Origin of the sequence: Halomonas sp., from assembly GCF_034520545.1 — a bacterium.
GTDB lineage: Bacteria > Pseudomonadota > Gammaproteobacteria > Pseudomonadales > Halomonadaceae > Halomonas.
Window position 1 is genome coordinate 272,734 of record NZ_JAXHNN010000010.1, and the last position, 17,549, is coordinate 290,282.

22 protein-coding genes and 1 tRNA gene are annotated in these 17,549 nt (G+C 63.0%); 14 read left to right on the forward strand and 9 right to left on the reverse strand.

What is annotated here, in order from left to right; translation table 11 throughout:
• The first annotated feature begins 76 nt into the window (after positions 1-76).
• Together U5L98_RS09785 and U5L98_RS09790 are read left to right on the forward strand one after the other, a co-directional pair.
• On the forward strand, positions 77-1,012 hold the full coding sequence (locus U5L98_RS09785) for a histone deacetylase family protein (RefSeq protein ID WP_322558130.1): 936 nt from the start codon (positions 77-79) through the stop codon (positions 1,010-1,012).
• A 153-nt stretch (positions 1,013-1,165) separates the two neighbouring features.
• The gene (locus U5L98_RS09790) at positions 1,166-1,801 is read left to right on the forward strand and encodes an XRE family transcriptional regulator (protein ID WP_322558131.1); all 636 of its coding nucleotides are present in this window, start codon (positions 1,166-1,168) and stop codon (positions 1,799-1,801) included.
• Between the two features lie 3 nt (positions 1,802-1,804).
• Here U5L98_RS09790 and U5L98_RS09795 read toward each other — a convergent pair whose 3' ends face one another.
• A complete protein-coding gene (locus U5L98_RS09795) occupies positions 1,805-2,650 on the reverse strand; it encodes a formate dehydrogenase accessory sulfurtransferase FdhD (RefSeq protein ID WP_322558132.1) in 846 nt (281 codons plus the stop codon).
• A gap of 95 nt (positions 2,651-2,745) precedes the next feature.
• Between U5L98_RS09795 and U5L98_RS09800 the strand changes: the two genes are divergently transcribed.
• The 11 genes from U5L98_RS09800 (at position 2,746) to glp (ending at position 13,237) form a co-directional block, all read left to right on the forward strand.
• Positions 2,746-3,177 carry a DUF3305 domain-containing protein gene (locus tag U5L98_RS09800; protein WP_322558133.1) on the forward strand — a complete coding sequence of 144 codons (432 nt, stop codon included), beginning with the start codon at positions 2,746-2,748 and terminating at the stop codon, positions 3,175-3,177.
• Positions 3,174-3,776 (forward strand): DUF3306 domain-containing protein, encoded by a 603-nt coding sequence (locus tag U5L98_RS09805; protein WP_322558134.1) that lies wholly within the window; start codon positions 3,174-3,176, stop codon positions 3,774-3,776. Before U5L98_RS09800 ends, U5L98_RS09805 begins: the two co-directional genes overlap by 4 nt.
• Positions 3,773-5,500: a 4Fe-4S dicluster domain-containing protein gene (locus U5L98_RS09810; RefSeq protein ID WP_322558135.1), complete on the forward strand. Its 1,728-nt coding sequence runs from the start codon at positions 3,773-3,775 to the stop codon at positions 5,498-5,500. Before U5L98_RS09805 ends, U5L98_RS09810 begins: the two co-directional genes overlap by 4 nt.
• A 4-nt stretch (positions 5,501-5,504) precedes the next feature.
• A complete protein-coding gene (locus U5L98_RS09815) occupies positions 5,505-6,107 on the forward strand; it encodes a TorD/DmsD family molecular chaperone (protein WP_322558136.1) in 603 nt (200 codons plus the stop codon).
• 81 nt (positions 6,108-6,188) lie between these two features.
• Entirely contained in the window at positions 6,189-6,392 is a 204-nt protein-coding gene (locus U5L98_RS09820) for a twin-arginine translocation signal domain-containing protein (RefSeq protein WP_322558137.1), read from the forward strand.
• A 26-nt stretch (positions 6,393-6,418) separates the two neighbouring features.
• Positions 6,419-9,274, forward strand: coding sequence for a molybdopterin-dependent oxidoreductase (locus U5L98_RS09825; RefSeq protein ID WP_322558138.1), 2,856 nt, complete (start codon positions 6,419-6,421; stop codon positions 9,272-9,274).
• Positions 9,275-9,284: 10 nt separating this feature from the next.
• Positions 9,285-9,938, forward strand: coding sequence for a formate dehydrogenase FDH3 subunit beta (gene fdh3B / locus U5L98_RS09830; protein WP_322558139.1), 654 nt, complete (start codon positions 9,285-9,287; stop codon positions 9,936-9,938).
• 12 nt (positions 9,939-9,950) lie between these two features.
• Positions 9,951-11,012, forward strand: coding sequence for a formate dehydrogenase subunit gamma (locus U5L98_RS09835; RefSeq protein ID WP_322558140.1), 1,062 nt, complete (start codon positions 9,951-9,953; stop codon positions 11,010-11,012).
• 94 nt (positions 11,013-11,106) lie between these two features.
• Entirely contained in the window at positions 11,107-11,430 is a 324-nt protein-coding gene (locus tag U5L98_RS09840; RefSeq protein WP_322558141.1) for a DUF1244 domain-containing protein, read from the forward strand.
• Positions 11,427-11,948 carry a molybdenum cofactor biosynthesis protein B gene (gene moaB / locus U5L98_RS09845; protein WP_322558142.1) on the forward strand — a complete coding sequence of 174 codons (522 nt, stop codon included), beginning with the start codon at positions 11,427-11,429 and terminating at the stop codon, positions 11,946-11,948. The genes U5L98_RS09840 and moaB overlap by 4 nt, the downstream gene beginning before the upstream one ends.
• A gap of 80 nt (positions 11,949-12,028) precedes the next feature.
• Positions 12,029-13,237, forward strand: coding sequence for a gephyrin-like molybdotransferase Glp (glp, locus tag U5L98_RS09850; protein ID WP_322558143.1), 1,209 nt, complete (start codon positions 12,029-12,031; stop codon positions 13,235-13,237).
• On the opposite strand, the gene U5L98_RS09855 is transcribed toward glp, so the two are convergent.
• From U5L98_RS09855 to U5L98_RS09885, 7 genes are all read right to left on the reverse strand, one after another.
• Positions 13,224-13,811, reverse strand: a complete 588-nt coding sequence (locus tag U5L98_RS09855; protein ID WP_322558144.1) for an ACP phosphodiesterase — start codon at positions 13,809-13,811, stop codon at positions 13,224-13,226. The genes glp and U5L98_RS09855 overlap by 14 nt on opposite strands.
• A 10-nt stretch (positions 13,812-13,821) precedes the next feature.
• Positions 13,822-14,175 carry a TusE/DsrC/DsvC family sulfur relay protein gene (locus tag U5L98_RS09860; RefSeq protein ID WP_322558145.1) on the reverse strand — a complete coding sequence of 118 codons (354 nt, stop codon included), beginning with the start codon at positions 14,173-14,175 and terminating at the stop codon, positions 13,822-13,824.
• Complete coding sequence (gene tusB, locus U5L98_RS09865) at positions 14,175-14,465, reverse strand: sulfurtransferase complex subunit TusB (RefSeq protein ID WP_322558146.1); 291 nt, start codon at positions 14,463-14,465, stop codon at positions 14,175-14,177. Before tusB ends, U5L98_RS09860 begins: the two co-directional genes overlap by 1 nt.
• A 22-nt stretch (positions 14,466-14,487) precedes the next feature.
• Positions 14,488-14,862: a sulfurtransferase complex subunit TusC gene (gene tusC / locus U5L98_RS09870; RefSeq protein WP_322558147.1), complete on the reverse strand. Its 375-nt coding sequence runs from the start codon at positions 14,860-14,862 to the stop codon at positions 14,488-14,490.
• Positions 14,863-14,882: 20 nt separating this feature from the next.
• Complete coding sequence (gene tusD / locus U5L98_RS09875; protein WP_322558148.1) at positions 14,883-15,275, reverse strand: sulfurtransferase complex subunit TusD; 393 nt, start codon at positions 15,273-15,275, stop codon at positions 14,883-14,885.
• A 69-nt stretch (positions 15,276-15,344) separates the two neighbouring features.
• Positions 15,345-16,013, reverse strand: coding sequence for a Bax inhibitor-1/YccA family protein (locus U5L98_RS09880; RefSeq protein WP_322558149.1), 669 nt, complete (start codon positions 16,011-16,013; stop codon positions 15,345-15,347).
• 79 nt (positions 16,014-16,092) lie between these two features.
• A complete protein-coding gene (locus U5L98_RS09885; RefSeq protein ID WP_322558150.1) occupies positions 16,093-16,563 on the reverse strand; it encodes an NUDIX hydrolase in 471 nt (156 codons plus the stop codon).
• A 123-nt stretch (positions 16,564-16,686) separates the two neighbouring features.
• Here U5L98_RS09885 and U5L98_RS09890 point away from each other — a divergent pair.
• Positions 16,687-16,777: transfer RNA gene (locus U5L98_RS09890), tRNA-Ser, on the forward strand.
• 382 nt (positions 16,778-17,159) lie between these two features.
• Here the strand turns inward: U5L98_RS09890 and U5L98_RS09895 are convergent.
• On the reverse strand, positions 17,160-17,546 hold the full coding sequence (locus tag U5L98_RS09895; protein ID WP_322558151.1) for a hypothetical protein: 387 nt from the start codon (positions 17,544-17,546) through the stop codon (positions 17,160-17,162).
• Positions 17,547-17,549: the final 3 nt, after the last annotated feature.

A 17,549-nucleotide genomic window follows, 5' to 3' on the forward strand; every position in this document is an offset into this window, starting at 1 on the left:
TGTCTAAGACTTATTGACACTGTCCTGCAAGCGGGCGTCACGATTAAAGTGACATCAGTCATTTCGGAGCCAGTGCATGATTACCGCATACATTACTCACCCCAACTGCCACTTGCATCACATGGGCCCCGAACATCCTGAAAGTCCATTGCGGCTGGATGCCATCCGGGCAAGGCTGATGCTTTCTGGCGTGCTGCAGCAGACCATGCAGTCAGATGCCGTGGAGGCGACCGAGGAGCAGCTGGCACGGGTCCACCCTCTTCGCCATCTGCGCGCACTGGACAAGTGCGTGCCGGAATACGGCATTGTCACACTCGACAGTGACACCATGATGAATCCGGACAGCCTGAAGGCGGCAAAAGTGGCGGCGGGCGCCGTGGTTCGAGGGGTCGACCAGGTGTTTCGGCACCAGGCCGACAACGTCTTCTGTGCGGTGCGCCCCCCGGGGCATCATGCCGAAGCCACCGACGCCATGGGTTTCTGCTTCTACAATAACGTGGCGGTGGGCGCGGCCCATGCCAAGGCCAAGTACGGGGTTCGCAAGGTTGCCATCCTGGACTTCGACGTGCACCAGTGCAACGGGACCATCGACATCTTCAAGGATGACCCCGAGGTGCTAGTCTGCACCAGCTTCCAGTACCCTTTCTATCCCTGGCGCTACCTGCGCAGCGAATGGAACAACGTGGTCAACACGCCCTTGCACGCCGGCACCGACAGTGCCGCCTTCCGCAAGGCGATCGAGGACGACTGGCTACCTGCACTGCATGCCTTCAAGCCGGAGATCGTGCTGGTTTCGTCGGGCTTCGATGCCCACCGCGAAGACCCCATGGCGGAGCTCAGTCTGGAAGACGAGGACTACCACTGGATAACCCATATGGCACTGGAGATCGCCGCACTCTATGCCGACGGTCGGCTCGTGTCGGTGCTGGAAGGCGGCTACGACCTCGATTCCCTGGGGCGTAGTGCCGAGGCACATCTCAAGGCACTGCTCGGGCTGCCCTTCGGCGAGTGATCCGGATGTTTCCCGGCACCGGGAAATATGCCTCTTGCCCGCCTCTGACTGAAAAGCATGTCGCCACCAGGCATGGCGAGGTCGCCGACGTGGAGCAATGATCGGCGATTGTGGTAGTCTTGCGGAAACCTTGTTTCCGATAGTGAACAGCGCATGACCGCCACCACTGATCAGGACGCCGCCCTGCGCATCGCCGCAGGCCGCAAACCTTTCGTCGAACCTCTGCGCCTAGGCGAGCGCCTCAAGGAGATTCGTCTAGCCCACCAGTGGACGCTGGAGGACGTCAGCCAGCGCACCGGCCTGGCACGCTCCACCCTCTCCAAGATCGAGAACAGTCAGATTTCCCCGACTTTCACGGCGGTGCAGAAGCTGATCAATGGCCTGGGTATCGATCTGCCCCAGCTGCTTTCGCCACCCAGGGTCCAGCCTCACACCATGGGGCGGCGCGATCTCACTCGCCGAGGCGAGGGGCAGCGCCACCCCACTCCCACCTACGAGCATGAGCTGCTCAGTTGCGAGCTCGCCCAGAAGCGCATGATTCCCTTCAAGACCATCGTTCGGGCACGTGCCTTTGAGGAGTTCAGCGAATGGGTGCGTCACGACGGCGAAGAATTCCTGATGGTGCTCGACGGCGAGATACGGCTCTACACCCAGTATTACGAACCCTTGGCCCTGGCCAGCGGCGACAGCATCTATTTCGACAGCGCCATGGGCCATGCCCTTGTCTCCGTCAGTGAGGCCGATGCCATGGTGCTGTCGGTCTGCACGCGAGGCGATAGCAGCGCCTGAGGCTCACATCCTTGCTCGATCACCCGGCCGACGCGGCGGCATGGCATCGAGTTCCAGCCGACCATCGCCATGAATCACCTGGAAACGGCGTCCCTTGGCCCGGGCAATCAGCAGCACGCCGAAGCGCTCGGCCAGTTCCACCCCCTTCTGGGTCACTCCCGAACGTGATACCAGCACGCCGATCCCCATCTGCGCCACCTTGAGCACCATCTCCGAGGTCAACCGTCCAGTGGTGTAGAAGATGTCGGCATCGGTGCTTTCCGCCGCCGCCAGCCACTGGCGACCGGCCAGGGTGTCCACGGCATTGTGCCGCCCCACGTCCTCGACGAAGTCCAGCACCTCTTCCTGGCGGCACAGCGCGCAGCCATGCACGGCACCGGCACTGCGGTAGGTTTCGTTGTAGGCGCCCAGGTTGTCGAGCAGCCGGTAGAGCACCGACTGGCGCATCACGGTGGCTGGCAACGGATGCAGCGAGGTCGCGTCAAGCAATCGACCGAAGACCGTTCCCTGTCCGCAGCCGGTGGTTACCGTGCGTTGCCCCAGGCGCTCCTCCAGATCCTCCGGCAGATGGCGGGTGACCACAGCGGCGGCCTCCACCTCCCAATCCACATGCACCGCCTGGAGATCTTGCTGGTCGGCGAGCAGTCCCTGGTTGCGCAGGTAGCCGACCACCAGGGCCTCGGGATCGGCCCCGAGGGTCATCAGGGTGACGATTTCCCGCTTGTTGAGGTAGAGGGTCAGGGCCCGTTCCGCGGCGATGGCCTGTTGTTTGACCGCCCCGAATTCGTCGAGTACTTCGATCTCCAGGGTGGCGGGAAGGCGCGCCCGACTCAGGCTGATGTCACGCATTCACGGCTCCTCGACAGAACGTTGATTGGCGATGATGGCATTGTCTTCCTCTAGTGTCTTTACTATCAGGTACACAAGGTCGGAGACCTACTCCCATGGCATCGATCACCAGCATGCGTTCTCTCAGCTTCGATGTCGTCGGCGAACCGCTCTCCATCAAGGGCTTCACCACGACCCGCTGGGGGATCATCGAGCTCGTACCCGGGCAGGCCGGCCCCTGGACACTGGACCTGCAACTCTACATGACCGAGCGCGCTGCTTACCGCTTCAATCTGACCAGTGGCACCCCCCGCCTGTTCGTGCAGGCCGGGGAAGCGGGTGCCAAGCCAGTGCCTGCGGCCATTACCGCCAGCCAGGACGTGGCCGCGAGTTGGCTCGATGGCGAGCATCGCGTCCTCGAGGTCGACATGCCGCTGGCGATACAGGCCTGGATGGAGGCCTACCTCGCCCATCATGGCGAGGCCCCGGAGGAGGGGCGCAAGAAGAAGCGCAAGGGTGCCGGGCGTGCCCGGGAGGCCGAAGCATGAGCCGGTTCGAGAGATGGTCCCGCCTCAAGCGGGGCGAGATCCCGGGCTCCCCGCAGACCACCGAGCCGCCGCGCGAGGGCGATGAGTCTGACCGGAAGACGCAGGAAATCGATCTCGACCATGGAACGGAGCCCCCCGGTCCGCCAGCACCCGGCAGCCTCGATCATACCCTGCCCGACCCGGACACCCTGCCCGCAGGCGGCGATATCAAGGCCTACCTGGCCTCCGGGGTCAGCGCCGGATTGCGCAAGCGTGCCCTGCGACGCCTCTTCGCCGCAGACCATTACGGTATTCGCGACGGTCTCGATGACTACGACGATGATTATCGGCAGAAGCTTCAGCCCCTGGCCAACGAGGTGGCCGAACGTCTACGCAACTGGACGCGCCGTCAGCTGGAAGAAGACGAGGCCCCGGCCGAACAGGACGCCGAAGCTAGCGAGGCCTCAGCCCCCGGGGGAGAGCCGGCGACTACCAAACAGGGAGCATCCGATGGCGATGCGGCCACTGTACGCGGCGCTGATTCGGCTAACACTAATAAAAATCAGCACTCAACTATAAAAACAACTCAATCGACCCCACTCGACCGTGAGACGTCATGAACCAGCCAATCAATATCACGCCGGTGGATGATGACCGTAACCGGCAGGCCCTAGAGGCGGCACACCGCCGTGTCTCCTGGCCGGTCAATCTCACCCCGGCAACTGTCGGCTACCACAGCCAGGGTCATGCCCTGGTGCTCGGCAACGAGCGCGACGTGCGGCGTGCCGCCCGAGCCCTGCACGACCTTGGCCTTCCACCGCCGACCCTTCTCTTCACCGACCCAATGACCGCCGATTCCGCCGACGACGAAGACGAAGACGAAGACGATGAGACCTTGCTGGCCGACACCGCCAGCCTGACGTCTCAGCAACTCTCCCGCTCCCAGGCCCGTTCATTCAGCATCGAAGGTTACCTGGGGCACTTCTCGGCCAGCGTGGCGGGCGAGGACGGCGCCATCGACCTGGCACGGGCGCTGACCGACCGCGAGCACTTCGATCTGGTTCTCGACCTTGGTGAGGCGCCGGCGCTCACCCTCGAACTGCCCCCGCCCGGCTATGTGGCCCTCTCCTGGTATGACCCGCAGCGCGACGAGCAGCTTGAAGCCCTCGCCAGCCTGGTGGGCGAGTTCGACAAACCGCGCTACTTCCAGATCGACAATGACCTCTGCGCCCACTCCGCCAGCGGCTATACGGGCTGCACCCGCTGCCTGGACGTCTGCCCGGCCGATGCCGTCCGCAGCCACCAGGGCCGCATCGAGGCATGGATCGAGATCGATCCCTTTCGCTGTCACGGCGTCGGCAGCTGCAGCAGTGCCTGCCCCACCGGAGCGATTCAGTTCCGTCTTCCCGAGAGCGCACGTCAGCAGGAGACCTTACTGGCTTGGCTCGACGCCTATCGCGACGCCGGTGGCACGGCGCCGGTGGTGCGCTTTGCCGAGGCCGGTGATCTAGCCGGCGAAGAGGCTGCCGCAGGCCATATTCTCGATATTCCCCTCGAAGAGCTGGGGGCCGCCGGTCACGATCAGTGGCTGACCGCATTGGCCGGAGGTGCCGCAGAAGTCCGCATCCAATGCCGTACGGTCATGCCGGAGCGACTCACGGCCTTCATCAACGACCAGCTTGCACAGGCTCACGCCCTGCTCAATGCCCTTGGCCACTCGCCGTCGCGTATCACCCGAGTGATGGCCGGCGATCAAGCCGCTCGTGACGCCCTGCCGCAGGAAGCGCCGCTGGACGGTGACCCCCTGGTGTTCACCGATAGTGACAAGCGCACGCGACTCGATAGCGTGCTGGCCCACCTTGAGCTTCTTGGTGACACCGATGGACAGCGTCATGCCATGCCGGCCGGTGCCGCCTACGGTGGCCTGTCCGTCGATGGTGAGGCCTGCACGCTATGCTTCTCCTGCGTATCCAACTGCCCTACCCCGGCACTGGCTACCGGCAACGATCAGCCGATGCTGAGCTTCCGTGAGGCGGATTGCGTCCAGTGTGGGCTATGTGCCGAAGCCTGTCCGGAGGATGCCATCACCCTGGCACCCGGCTTTCTGGCCGACGCGACCCGACGCGAGCGGCAGATTCAGCACCAGGAGGAAGCCTTTCCCTGCATTCACTGCGGCAAGCCCTTCGCCACCGCAAGCACCGTGGCGACCCTCAAGGCCAAGCTTGCCGATCATCCCTACTTTGCCGGCGATGCCCTGGCTCGGCTGGAGATGTGCGAGGACTGCCGGGTCAAGGATGTCTGGCAGGCCATGGCCCGCGACCCTGAAGCGCAGCTGAAGGTATGAGCCCATGAGCGAGTTGAATGAACATGATGCCCTACGAGCCGATGTCTATCGGCTGCTGGCCAGGCTGCTGCGCGAGGCGCCCGACGCCTCGTTGCTCGACTGGCTGGCCGGACTGGAGATCGAGCGGGACGGCACCCTGCTCGCCGAGCGCTGGGCGTCACTTGTCGCCGCCGCAGGCTCGGCCCGGGCCGATGTCCTCGAGCGAGCCCACTTTCGCCACCTGGTCGGGGTGGTGCAGGGAGACATCACTCCCTACGCCTCCTGGTACTGCAACGGCGAGCTGATGGATGCGGCGCTTATCGCCCTGCGCCGCGATCTCAAGGCGCTTGGCTTCCAGCGTGCCGAGCACAGTCGGGACCCGGAAGATCACCTTGCCGCCCTGTGTGAGGTGATGGCGATGCTTATCGAAGCACGCTCCACGGATGAAGCGCGCTTCTTCATGACACATCTGGCCCCATGGGCTTCCCAATGCCTGGCGGATCTTGGCCAGGTCGACACCCCCTTCCATGCGCACCTGGGCCGTCTCGGCCAGACCTTCATGGAAGTGGAGTCCCGGCGACTCGAGGCCGAGTCGCTCGAAGATCCCGTAAGGATCGTCGAACCCTGACCCCTCACATCGGACCGTGATGCCACAACCATAACAGGGCCCGGCAAGGGCCTCAGACAGCATGAGTAGAGGAGACACCCCATGCCCAATACACGTAACCCGGAGCGCCGGCGCTTTCTCAAGACGCTCGGTGTCGGTACCGCCGCCGCCGGTGCTGCAGCAGCGGTCGGCCATGTGACTCTGGCCCAGGCCGACGCCAAACCGACAGCGAAGGAGACCAGTCCCTCCCGCGAGTACCGGGAAACCCCTCACATTCGTGCCTTCTACGCCACCCTGCGTGACTGACGGCCCCGAGCCAGGAGAGAGATGCCATGCGTCTGACACCTAGATCCGATACCCCGAGGGTTGGTGGACTGGGGATTTCCCGCCGCCAGTTCCTCAAGCGCAGCGGGGCCACCACCGGGGGGCTAGCCGCCGCTGGCTTCATGGGAGCGCCCATGATGCAGCGCGCGGAGGCTGCGAAGGAGACTGCCTTGTCCGAAGCCCCCGTCGAGACCAAGCGAACCGTCTGTTCGCACTGCTCCGTGGGCTGCGGCGTCTATGCCGAAGTCCAGGAGGGAGTGTGGACCAAGCAGGAACCCGCCTTCGATCACCCCATCAACCGTGGTGCCCACTGTGCCAAGGGCGCCTCATTGCGTGCGCACGGCAATGGTAATCGCCGTCTGAAGTACCCCATGAAGCTGGTGGGCGGCGAATGGCAGCGGCTGAGCTGGGACGAGGCCATCGAACAAATCGGCAACAAGGTTCTGGAACTCACCGAAGCACACGGTCCGGACAGCATCTACTGGCTGGGCTCGGCCAAGTTCAGCAACGAACAGGCCTACCTGATGCGCAAGTTCGCGGCCCTGGCGGGGACCAACAACACCGACCACCAGGCGCGTATCTGCCACTCAACCACCGTAGCCGGGGTGGCCAACACCTGGGGCTATGGAGCGATGACCAACTCGCTCAACGACATCCAGCACAGCAAGTCGATCATATTCATCGGCTCCAATCCCTCCGAGGCGCACCCGGTGGCCATGCAGCATATCCTGCTGGCCAAGGAAAAGAGCCAGGCGCAGATCATCGTCGTCGATCCGCGCTTCACCCGCACGGCGGCCAAGGCCGACAGCTTCGTGCGGATTCGTCCCGGGTCCGACGTTGCCTTCATCTGGGGCCTGCTGTGGCACATCTTCGAGAACGGTTGGGAAGATCGGGCCTACATTGACCAGCGCGTCTACGCCATGGACGAGGTGCGCAGCGAAGTGGCCCAATTCCCACCCAGCGAGGTGGAACGTATCACCGGCGTTCCCGAAGAAGCGATGCGTGACACCGCTCGGCGTATTTCCGAGAATCGCCCGGGCTGCGTGGTGTGGTGCATGGGCGGTACTCAGCACACCACCGGCAACAACAATACCCGAGCCTACTGCATCCTCGAGCTGGCGCTGGGCAATATCGGCAAGTCTGGTGGCGGGGCAAACATCTTCCGCGGCCACGACAACGTTCAGGGCGCCACCGACCTGGGCCTGATGTCCCACTCCCTGCCAGGTTACTATGGCCTGTCCGAGGGCGCCTGGAAGCACTGGGGCCGTGTCTGGGATCTGGACTACGAGTGGTTGAAGAGCCGCTTCGACCAGGCCGAGTACACCGACGGCAAACCGATGTACTCCAGTGGTATCACCGTCTCACGCTGGATCGATGGCGTACTCGAGCAGGAAGAGGACATCTCCCAGCGTACCCGGCTCAAGGCGATGTTCTACTGGGGGCACGCGGTCAACTCTCAGACCCGCGGTCCCGAGATGCAGCAGGCCATGAAGCAGCTGGAGATGATGGTCATCGTCGATCCCTACCCCACCGTGGCGGGGGTCATGCACGACCGTCAGGACGGTGTCTTCCTGCTGCCGGCCTGCACTCAGTTCGAGACCACCGGCAGCGTCACGGCTACCAACCGTTCCATTCAGTGGCGCGACAAGGTGATCGAGCCGCTGTTCGAGGCCAAACCGGATCACGAGATCATGTACCTGCTGGCCAAGAAGCTGGGCTTCGGTGATGAGCTGGTCAAGAACTACCAGATGAACGGCGACGAGCCGCTGATCGAGGACATCACCCGGGAGTTCAACGCGGGCATGTGGACGGTGGGCTATACCGGCCAGAGCCCGGAGCGCCTCAAGGCCCACCAGCAGAACTGGCACACCTTCAGCTTCAGCGACCTGCGCGCCCAAGGCGGCCCGGCCGACGGTGACTACTATGGCCTGCCCTGGCCCTGCTGGGGCACCGCCGAGATGGGCCATCCCGGCACGCCGATCCTCTATGACACCAGCAAGAAGGTGTCCGAGGGCGGCTTGACCTTCCGCGCGCGCTTCGGCATAGAGCGTGACGGCGAGAACATCCTCGCCGATGGTTCGTTCAGCAAAGACTCCGATCTGGAAGATGGCTACCCCGAGTTCACCGATACCATGCTCAAGGACCTCGGTTGGTGGGACGATCTGACCGACGAGGAGAAGGCCGAGGCGGAGGGCAAGAACTGGAAGACCGACCTCTCAGGCGGTATCCAGCGCGTGGCGATCGCCCACGAATGCTCTCCCTTTGGTAACGCCAAGGCGCGCTGCAATGTCTGGACCTTCCCCGACCCCATTCCCAAGCACCGCGAGCCGCTCTATACCAGTCGCCGCGACCTGGTGGCCGACTATCCGACCTGGGACGACGTGGCCTCCCACTACCGCCTGCCGACGCTCTACAAGACGATCCAGGACAAGGATGTTACCGGGAAATACCCGATCATCCTGACCTCTGGGCGTCTTGTCGAGTACGAGGGCGGCGGCGAAGAGAGCCGTTCCGTGTCCTGGCTCGCCGAACTGCAGCAGGAAATGTTCGTCGAGATCAATCCCGCTCTGGCCAATGATCTAGCCATCGCCGAAGGCGACATGGTGTGGGTCGAGGGTGCCGAAGGAGGCCGCGTGAAGGTCAAGGCTATGGTCACTCCGCGCGTTGCCCGCGAGGTAGTGTTCATGCCCTTCCACTTCGGCGGGATGTTCCAGGGCGAGAGCCTGCATGATCGTTATCCGGAAGGCACGGCACCCTATGTGCTCGGCGAGGCGGCCAACACCGCCACCACCTACGGCTACGACTCGGTGACCCAGATGCAGGAAACCAAGTGCACCCTGTGTCGCATCGAGAAGGCAAGCTGAGGAGAATACCATGGCCACTATGAAGTTCATGTGCGACGCGGAACGCTGCATCGAGTGCAATGGCTGCGTCACTGCCTGCAAGAATGCCAACGAGGTGGAATGGGGGATCCAGCGCCGTCGCGTAGTCACCCTCAACGATGGCGAACCCAGCGAGGTTTCGATCTCGGTTGCCTGCATGCACTGCGATGATGCGCCTTGCATCGCCGTCTGCCCCACCGAAACCCTGTTCCAGCGCGATGACGGCATCGTGCTGCATGACAAGGACCTGTGCATCGGCTGTGGCTACTGCCTCTACGCCTGTCCCTTCGGGGCTCCGCAGTTTCCGAAGGAAAATGCCTTTGGTGAGCGCGGCAAGATGGACAAGTGCACATTCTGCGCCGGCGGACCGGCGGAGACTGCTGAGGAGGAGTACCAGAAGTACGGCGCCAACCGTATCGCTGAGGGCAAGCTGCCGCTGTGCGCCGAGATGTGCTCGACCAAGGCCCTGCTGGCCGGAGATGCCCAGGAGGTTGCCGACATCTTCCGTCAGCGCGTGGTCCAGCGGGGACACAAGGATGGCGGCTGGTCCGGTAATCAGCGCCGCGAACAGAATCGCGCTCGCACCGGTCGGTCGGATCTCTCGGCGGCGGATACGCTCGCCTATGATGCTACCCAGCAGGGGTAAGGAGGTCATGTCATGAACATAACTACACCCTGGCGGGCGCTGTGGCGACTACCCCTGCTGGTGCTGGCCCTGGTGGCCAGCCTGGGGCTTGCCCATTTTGCCCTGGCCCAGGCTGACCCAGAAAGGGAGGCGGCTACGGCCGTCCCCGCCGTTGATGCCGATGTCTGGCGGCAGATCAAGAGCGGCGAGACCGGTCCCAATTATCGGGACAGTCGCTTTGCCTCCGACTACAATCTGATCAACACCGGTGGCGAAACCTGGCGGCAGATCCGAGAGCGGTGGGTTTCACCCTTCGGTGTGATCGCCGTGGTGGGCATCATCGTGGTGATCGCCCTCTTCTACCTTGTGATTGGTCGCAAGAAGCTCGATGAGCCGCGAACGGGCCGTAAGCTACTGCGCTGGCCTCTGATGGTCAGATCCCTGCACTGGACGGTGGCAACCCTGTTCATCCTGCTTGCCCTCACCGGTCTCAACCTCGCCTATGGCAAGGCCGTGTTCCGGCCGATTTTCGGCGATGGATTCTGGGCGGCAATGATGTCCGGTACCAAGCTGATCCACAACTACCTGGGCCCCCTATTCGGCATCCTGCTTGTGATCTTGCTGCTGCGCCTGTTGGCCGACAACATCCCGAAGAAGCACGACCTGGCGTGGTTCGCCAAGGGTGGCGGTCTGGTCGGAAAGGGTGTCCACCCGGATGCCGGTTTCGCCAACGGCGGCGAGAAGCTGTGGTACTGGCTGCTGGCCACCGCCGGCATCGCGGTGATCATCAGTGGCCTGGTGATGGATTTCCCCAACTTCGGCCAGGACCGCGATACCATGATGTGGGCGAACATCATCCACGCCGTGGGGGCCTTCGGCCTGACGGCCGTGGCAATAGGCCATATCTACATCGGCACGCTCGGCACCGAGGGTTCCTTCGAGGGCATGGCCAGCGGCTATGTCGACGAGACCTGGGCCAAGGAGCATCACAACCTCTGGTACGAGGAGGTCAAGGATCAGGCGGTTCCCGAGGAGCAGCTGGAAGCTACCAGGAGACCCCCACAAGGCGATGAGCCGGCGCCTCACTCCAGCTGAACGTTGGCAGGGAGCCGTGCATTGACACCGCCTTCGGGCGGTGTCTTTTGTTAAGCTGGTGGCTTGTTGCAAACGCCACCCCGAGGAGCCCTTCATGCAGCATCTCGACGACGCCACACGCACCGAGCTCGAGGCGGCCGCCTTTCGCCGCCTACTCCGCCATCTGGACGAGCACAAGGAGGTGCAGAACATCGACCTCATGATCCTTGCCGATTTCTGCCGAAACTGCCTCTCCAAGTGGCTGGTGGCTGCCGCCGACGAACACGGCGCGGACCTCGACTACGAAGCCGCCCGTGACTACGTCTACGGCATGCCGTATTCAGAGTGGAAAGCAAGGTATCAGCAGGAGGCCACTCCCCAGCAGATAGCCGCCTTCGAAGCTCGCCAGGCCGCCAAGCAGGAGCAGAAAAAAGAATGAGCGAGCCGATGATTCCCCTCTCCATCGCGGTGCTGACCATCTCCGATACCCGTGACGAGCAGACCGACCGCAGCGGCCAGGCCCTGGTCGAACGCCTCACGTCGGCCGGCCATGCGCTACATGACAAGCGTATCGTGCCCGATGACGTCTACCGTATCCGGGCCGTGGTGGCCGGCTGGATCGCCGATCCCGACGTCCAGATAATACTGACCACGGGTGGCACCGGCTTCACCGGCCGCGATTCCACGCCCGAGGCGGTCTCGGTGTTACTGGACAAGCAGATCGAGGGATTCGGCGAGCTTTTCCGGCACCTCTCCTGGCAGGAGATCGGCAGCTCTACCGTGCAGAGCCGCTGCCTTGGTGGTCTGGCCAACGCCACCGTAGTGTTCTGCCTGCCCGGTTCCACTGGCGCCTGCCGCACCGCCTGGGACGGCATTCTGGCCGCGCAGCTCGACAGTCGGCACAAGCCATGTAACTTCGCTAATCTTGTCATCCCCGAACGAGGCCAGCATGTCTGACAGGAGCACCCATCGTCGACACAAGCCATGTAACTCTCTACACGTTCAGGCTAATCTCGTGATACCCGAGCGAGGCCAGCATGGCTGAGCTGCAAACGGTCGAGGCGGCACTGGCGGCCCTGCTTGATGGCGTGACCCCAACGCCTCCGGAATCCCGTCCCTGTGAGCAGGCTGCAGGCCGCGTACTCGCCGAGGCCATCGAGGCCCGGCTCGACGTGCCGGCCTTCGATAATAGCGCCATGGACGGCTATGCTCTCCATCATCGGGATGCTGGCAAGCGACTGACCATTTCGCAGCGCATCGCCGCGGGCTCTCCGGCTACGCCCCTGACCCCCGGCACCTGCGCGCGCATTTTCACCGGGGGCGAGATTCCCCCGGGTGCCGACTGCGTGGTGATGCAGGAACGCGTCGAGGTGGCGGCCGACCTGGCTGCGATACCACCCGAAATCCCAGCCGGCGATAATGTCCGCCTGCGCGGTCGTGACGTCGCTTCGGGCGATTCCCTGTTGCCTGCCGGCGAGCGGCTGGAGGCCGCAGCGCTGGGCCACCTGGCCGGCCAGGGCATCACAGAGGTAATGGTCCGCCGTCGGCCCAGGGTGGCACTCCTGTCCACCGGCGACGAGATAATCGATCCAGGGAGGCCCCTTGCCCCGGGTCAGATCTACAACTCCAATCGCCCCATGCTCAGGCGTCTGCTCGAATGCTTCGGCGCGGAGCTGACGCTGGTAACCTCGATTCCCGATGATCCCGCGGGAACCCGCGAGACATTGAGCGCCGCCGCCCTGGAGGCCGACCTGGTGATCAGCACTGGCGGCGTCAGCGTCGGCGAGGAGGACCACGTCAAGGATGCCCTGGCATCACTGGGCCAGCTGGACCTCTGGCGACTCGCGATCCGCCCCGGTAAGCCACTCGCCCTGGGGCGTCTGCCGGGACGGAAGGGACGCGAAATTCGTTTTGTCGGCCTGCCCGGCAATCCGGTCTCCAGCTTCGTCGGCGCCTGGCTGTTTCTGCGTCCGCTGCTCGGCGCCCTGCAGGGGTGCCCCGCGCTCGCGAGCCTGCCCTGCATCCCGGCTCGGGCGGATTTCACCACCCATACCGGCCCTCGCCGCCACTACATGCGGGTGTTACTCGAGTTCGGCAGGGAGGGGATCATCGCTCGGGCCTTTCGGGACCAGAATTCCGGCGTGCTCTCTTCCTGCATCAGTGCCGATGCGCTGGCGGTGATTCCCGCCGAGAGCCGGATCGATCCGGGCGATCCTGTCGACTGTCTGTGGCTCAGGGTCCAGTGACTGGCCCTTTGGGCGGGGCAACCTCCAGGGCATCATTGACCGCCGGCCAGAGCCATTCGAACTCACGGGCGAGTCGTTCGTAGTCTTCCTCCAGCCAAGGCACCAGTTCGGCCAGGCGGTTGGGACCCGATAGCCGACGCCCGATACCCGCGATGGCCCGGCAAGTGAACCCGAAGTCGGCATAGCGATTGAGCCAGTCCTGCTCAACCAGGATCGGCATCATCGTTGCCAGTCGAGCCGGGGCGGGTCGTCCCGCCAGTATCCGGTAACAACGATCGGTCAATCTGCACCGCTCGTCACTCGCCAGCGTCCGAGCCGTGAAATGGTCCCATACCAGATCGAGGGCGATGCCCGCATAGCGGCGCTGCCTGCGAGGTGCCCGGGCGAGCACCCCCGTGACCACGGGATGACTATCGACAAAGGCGTCCACCCGCCGATGATGCCGAATGCCGGCGGTTTGCTCGGCATTCCAGGCCGACAGGTCAGCGCCTTTGACACCGTCGGCGATCAGGTTGCCGTAAAGGAAATCATCACTGCCGCCCCGGGCGAGCCAGCCGTGGGCAAGGAAATTCACGAGAGGCGGCTCACAGGCAGTGGGTGGGTTTGGGTAGTCCGGCCAGGCGAGCCGCCACCTTGGCGGGGCTGCCCGGGAAGAGGCGCATCAGATGGATGGAACGCCCCTTCTCAGGACCCAGGGTTTGCCTCACCGACTTGACCAGAGGGCGCATGGCAGGTGCCATTTCGTAGCGGGCATAAAAATTGCGTAGCACCTCGAGGATTTCCCAGTGCTCTGATGTCAGCGTGATGCCTTCTTCATTAGCCAGAGCTTCAGCCACCTCGGGTGACCAGTCTTTCATGTTGACTAGGTATCCTTCTGGATCTAGTTCGTATGAATGATGATTAACATGAAGATAACGGTATATTTCTGTAGTTGCCATCAATACCAGCTCACCGTGCGCTCGGCTTCCTCGGTCAGGCCAACAAAGCCATCCACGTCGACCACCTGCACACTGGCGTCACAGTGGCCTAACAATCCGCGGGACGCCAAGTCCTCCTTGAGGGCGAAGAGACGCCCCTCCAGCCCAGTGTAATAACGCACCAGTTGAGGGAGCGCCCCCTGAACCCCATCTTCGATCAACAGCAGGCGATCTTCCGGCGACATGCCGTCCAGGGCCTGCTGATAGACTCGGCTCGTCGCCGGTGATCGGTTCACGACATGCAGCAGCATTGGCGCACTCCTTGCGACAGGGCTAGAAGGTCAACACCAGACGATGTCCGGACAGGACACGCGCCAGTGCCGCGGACGACAAACACTTCACCTCGAGCATCAACTCTTCACTCGACAGGCCAAGACGCGACAACCCCTGCGCGTCCACCAGCAGGGTCTCGATATCATACATCTCCAGCATCTCCAGCGTCGCGGCGGTGCCCTTCTGCCCCAGGGGACCCACCTGCTGATTCGGGATCAGTGCCGTCACACCCTCCCCCATGAACAGCACGGAGACACGGCGTCCGAAAGCCGCGGCAACCAGAGCGGCATCCAGGCCTTCCTTCAGCCAGCTGCTGCCGTGGGGACCATGGCGCAGGATAACCAGCAGGTCGCTGTCGTCGTTTTGTTCTTGCATTGCGACTCCGTCGAACCGATTCAGGGGCCGAAGGTGACCAGTCGATCGCAGCGCGTGCCCAGGTCAATCAATTGGCCGAGCCCGGTCAGCTCGAAGGGGGCCTGCACGCTGACGCCATCCTTGCCATGCCGAGCCGCTTCCCGCTCGTCCAGCAGCCCACGGCGCAGCGCAGCGGCAATGCAGACCTGCAACGCTACGCAGTGCTCATTGGCGAGCGAGACCCAGGCTTCACCGAGATGCGGTTCATCCTGGGGAGGCGCGGCTAACCGTGCGGCATTGTGCACACCATCATGGTAGAAGAATACTGCCTCCAGGCGGTGACCACGTTCCAGCACGGCATGGGCGAAGCGCAGCGCGGAGTGGCTCGCCTGGTCACTGTAGGGAGCGCCCATCAACAGAATGGCATAGCGCATGGGATCCTCCTGAAACAGCCTGGCCCCGCCGCAAGGCGAGGCCAGGCTTGCGAGACGTGACGCTCGCCGTCAGTCCGAACTCATGATCCCCAGGATAGAGAGGAGGCTGACGAACAGGTTGTAGATCGAGACATAGAGAGTAATCGTGGCGAGAATATAGTTGGTTTCGCCGGCCCGATGCACAATCTCGCTGGTCTGGTAGAGGATGGCGGCCGAAGCAAACAGAACGAAGCCGGCTGACACCATCAGCGACAGCGCCGGGATCTGCAGGAAGATGGCCGCCACCATGGCAAGGATCAGCACGATGGCACCGGCCATCAGAAAGTTCGCCAGGAAGCTGAAGTCCTTGCGAGTGATCAACGCCACGGCCGAGAGGCCGACGAAGGTCGCGCCGGTCATGCCAAGTGCGGTCATGATCAGCTGGGCACCATTAGGCATCGTGAGGTAGGCGCTGAGGATCGGCCCCAGGGTAAAGCCCATGAAGCCGGTGAAGGCAAAAGTAGAAAGCAGGCCAAGCGCCGAATTGGCGGTCTTGTGTACCAGGAACATCAGGCCATAAGCACCGATGAAGAACACCAGGATGTTCATCCGCTCGATGCCCATCGCCATGGCGGCACCGGCCGTCGCAGCAGAGAACAACAGGGTCAATGCCAATAGGCCATAGGTATTGCGCAGGACCTTGCTGGTACCAACGGCTTGGGTCTGCTGCCGTGTCATCTGCATGTCTTGGTAAGCCATGGATCTGAAGCTCCCTATGTGGTTGATCTAGGCACTAGACCTAGGATGCCGCCAGAAGGTTCCCGACGCAAGAGATTGGCTAGTCCGGCTTCAACGCGTTTTCTGCGGTCATTGCCTCGGCCAGTACCCTGCGCGCCACATGAAGAGCCGAGTCACAGACCTCCCCATCACCCTGCTCGAGAGCCTCGAGGTCCATCCAGCGCAACTCGGTGGCATCATCGGCTGCCGCCTCCACTCCACCCTGCCACTCCATTTGAACCACCACGATGACGAAATGCATCCTCAACAGGCCCGCTTCATCGTGGTCGAACAGGTCGATGGCTGTGAGGATACGCCGGGGCGCAGCGATCACACCGGTCTCTTCCGGCAGCTCTCTTGTCGCCGCCTGTTGAAGGCTCTCACCCGCCTCCACCTTGCCACCAGGCAAGGCCAGCATGCCTTTATTTGGCGGATTGCGTCGTCGCACCATGAGGATTCGGTCTCCCCTGATCACCGCGGCCGACACCGCGGGGACCGGAAGCACCCCGCTGCGCACTATGGGGTCAAGCATGATGCTCTCCTGGCGTCACCGACCACTCCATTGTGCCTCACCTGACACGAGAGGCCTAACATCTTGATCCCTAGGCGCTCTTGACCCGACAAGGAAAACTGGTAGGATACCAACCCGTGAGCCGGAGGGATGGCAGAGCGGTTGAATGCACCGGTCTTGAAAACCGGCAAGGGTTAATAGCCCTTCCAGGGTTCGAATCCCTGTCCCTCCGCCAGTTTTACTTATAAAGCCCTGTTTTTACAGGGCTTTTTTATTGCCAGGGTAGCGGAACCAACCAAAATACCAACTACAGAAAAATGATACCGCCGGCCTCTCTCCTGCTCTGTGCATTGCCCAGCCCTTCGCCACTCAATCCCAGCCATGACGAGGCGGCCAAGTGACAAGGCTAGGTGATGGCGAGCCCCACGGCGGCGCCCTCCTCCTTGATTGGCCTACCCTCTCGGCACTCATCGCCAGCAGCGACGCGGCTTCCAGGCGACCAGGCAGCAAAATACGCTCCAGCGCGGGGCGGAAATCATAACGACTAGGTGTAATTACGTATTACGTAACGATACGTTACGCCGGCGCGGAAGCGTGTTTGCCATGGCGACGCCGGTTCAGCCCCGTATAGACCACGCCTCCGGCTTCCCTCGACGCTTGGCGGGCGGTTTGCATCCGGTAAAAGACTCGCGGATCTCCTCGACGGGCCTATTCATGCCGGATTGCCGAAACTTCAGCCCGGTATTCAAGGCGCGGATCATCGCGCTGCGGACACGCTCAAAATCAGCGTCACACTGTGCGCACAAATGGCGGAGTAGCGGTGCACCGGGCGAAGTCAGATCTTCCAGGCTCTCGGAATCGGCGCCTTTGATACCGCGCAGGACGGCATCGGCATCATTCAAGTAAAGCCCTAGGGCAGATGCCCATAAATCGCTACAGGCGCGGGCTACCTCGTGGATCTCTGCTCTACCGTCTGGAACCTCGAGCACCTCCACAGCGCCCATGGT

Excerpts from the sequence above, each read along its gene's own strand:
- U5L98_RS09785 (WP_322558130.1), top strand. The coding sequence starts at position 77 with ATGATTACCGCATACATTACTCACCCCAACTGCCACTTGCATCACATG.
- U5L98_RS09790 (WP_322558131.1), top strand. The coding sequence starts at position 1,166 with ATGACCGCCACCACTGATCAGGACGCCGCCCTGCGCATCGCCGCAGGC.
- U5L98_RS09795 (WP_322558132.1), bottom strand. The coding sequence starts at position 2,650 with ATGCGTGACATCAGCCTGAGTCGGGCGCGCCTTCCCGCCACCCTGGAG.
- U5L98_RS09800 (WP_322558133.1), top strand. The coding sequence starts at position 2,746 with ATGGCATCGATCACCAGCATGCGTTCTCTCAGCTTCGATGTCGTCGGC.
- U5L98_RS09805 (WP_322558134.1), top strand. The coding sequence starts at position 3,174 with ATGAGCCGGTTCGAGAGATGGTCCCGCCTCAAGCGGGGCGAGATCCCG.
- U5L98_RS09810 (WP_322558135.1), top strand. The coding sequence starts at position 3,773 with ATGAACCAGCCAATCAATATCACGCCGGTGGATGATGACCGTAACCGG.
- U5L98_RS09815 (WP_322558136.1), top strand. The coding sequence starts at position 5,505 with ATGAGCGAGTTGAATGAACATGATGCCCTACGAGCCGATGTCTATCGG.
- U5L98_RS09820 (WP_322558137.1), top strand. The coding sequence starts at position 6,189 with ATGCCCAATACACGTAACCCGGAGCGCCGGCGCTTTCTCAAGACGCTC.
- U5L98_RS09825 (WP_322558138.1), top strand. The coding sequence starts at position 6,419 with ATGCGTCTGACACCTAGATCCGATACCCCGAGGGTTGGTGGACTGGGG.
- fdh3B (WP_322558139.1), top strand. The coding sequence starts at position 9,285 with ATGGCCACTATGAAGTTCATGTGCGACGCGGAACGCTGCATCGAGTGC.
- U5L98_RS09835 (WP_322558140.1), top strand. The coding sequence starts at position 9,951 with ATGAACATAACTACACCCTGGCGGGCGCTGTGGCGACTACCCCTGCTG.
- U5L98_RS09840 (WP_322558141.1), top strand. The coding sequence starts at position 11,107 with ATGCAGCATCTCGACGACGCCACACGCACCGAGCTCGAGGCGGCCGCC.
- moaB (WP_322558142.1), top strand. The coding sequence starts at position 11,427 with ATGAGCGAGCCGATGATTCCCCTCTCCATCGCGGTGCTGACCATCTCC.
- glp (WP_322558143.1), top strand. The coding sequence starts at position 12,029 with ATGGCTGAGCTGCAAACGGTCGAGGCGGCACTGGCGGCCCTGCTTGAT.
- U5L98_RS09860 (WP_322558145.1), bottom strand. The coding sequence starts at position 14,175 with ATGGCAACTACAGAAATATACCGTTATCTTCATGTTAATCATCATTCA.
- tusB (WP_322558146.1), bottom strand. The coding sequence starts at position 14,465 with ATGCTGCTGCATGTCGTGAACCGATCACCGGCGACGAGCCGAGTCTAT.
- tusC (WP_322558147.1), bottom strand. The coding sequence starts at position 14,862 with ATGCAAGAACAAAACGACGACAGCGACCTGCTGGTTATCCTGCGCCAT.
- tusD (WP_322558148.1), bottom strand. The coding sequence starts at position 15,275 with ATGCGCTATGCCATTCTGTTGATGGGCGCTCCCTACAGTGACCAGGCG.
- U5L98_RS09880 (WP_322558149.1), bottom strand. The coding sequence starts at position 16,013 with ATGGCTTACCAAGACATGCAGATGACACGGCAGCAGACCCAAGCCGTT.
- U5L98_RS09885 (WP_322558150.1), bottom strand. The coding sequence starts at position 16,563 with ATGCTTGACCCCATAGTGCGCAGCGGGGTGCTTCCGGTCCCCGCGGTG.
- U5L98_RS09895 (WP_322558151.1), bottom strand. The coding sequence starts at position 17,546 with ATGGGCGCTGTGGAGGTGCTCGAGGTTCCAGACGGTAGAGCAGAGATC.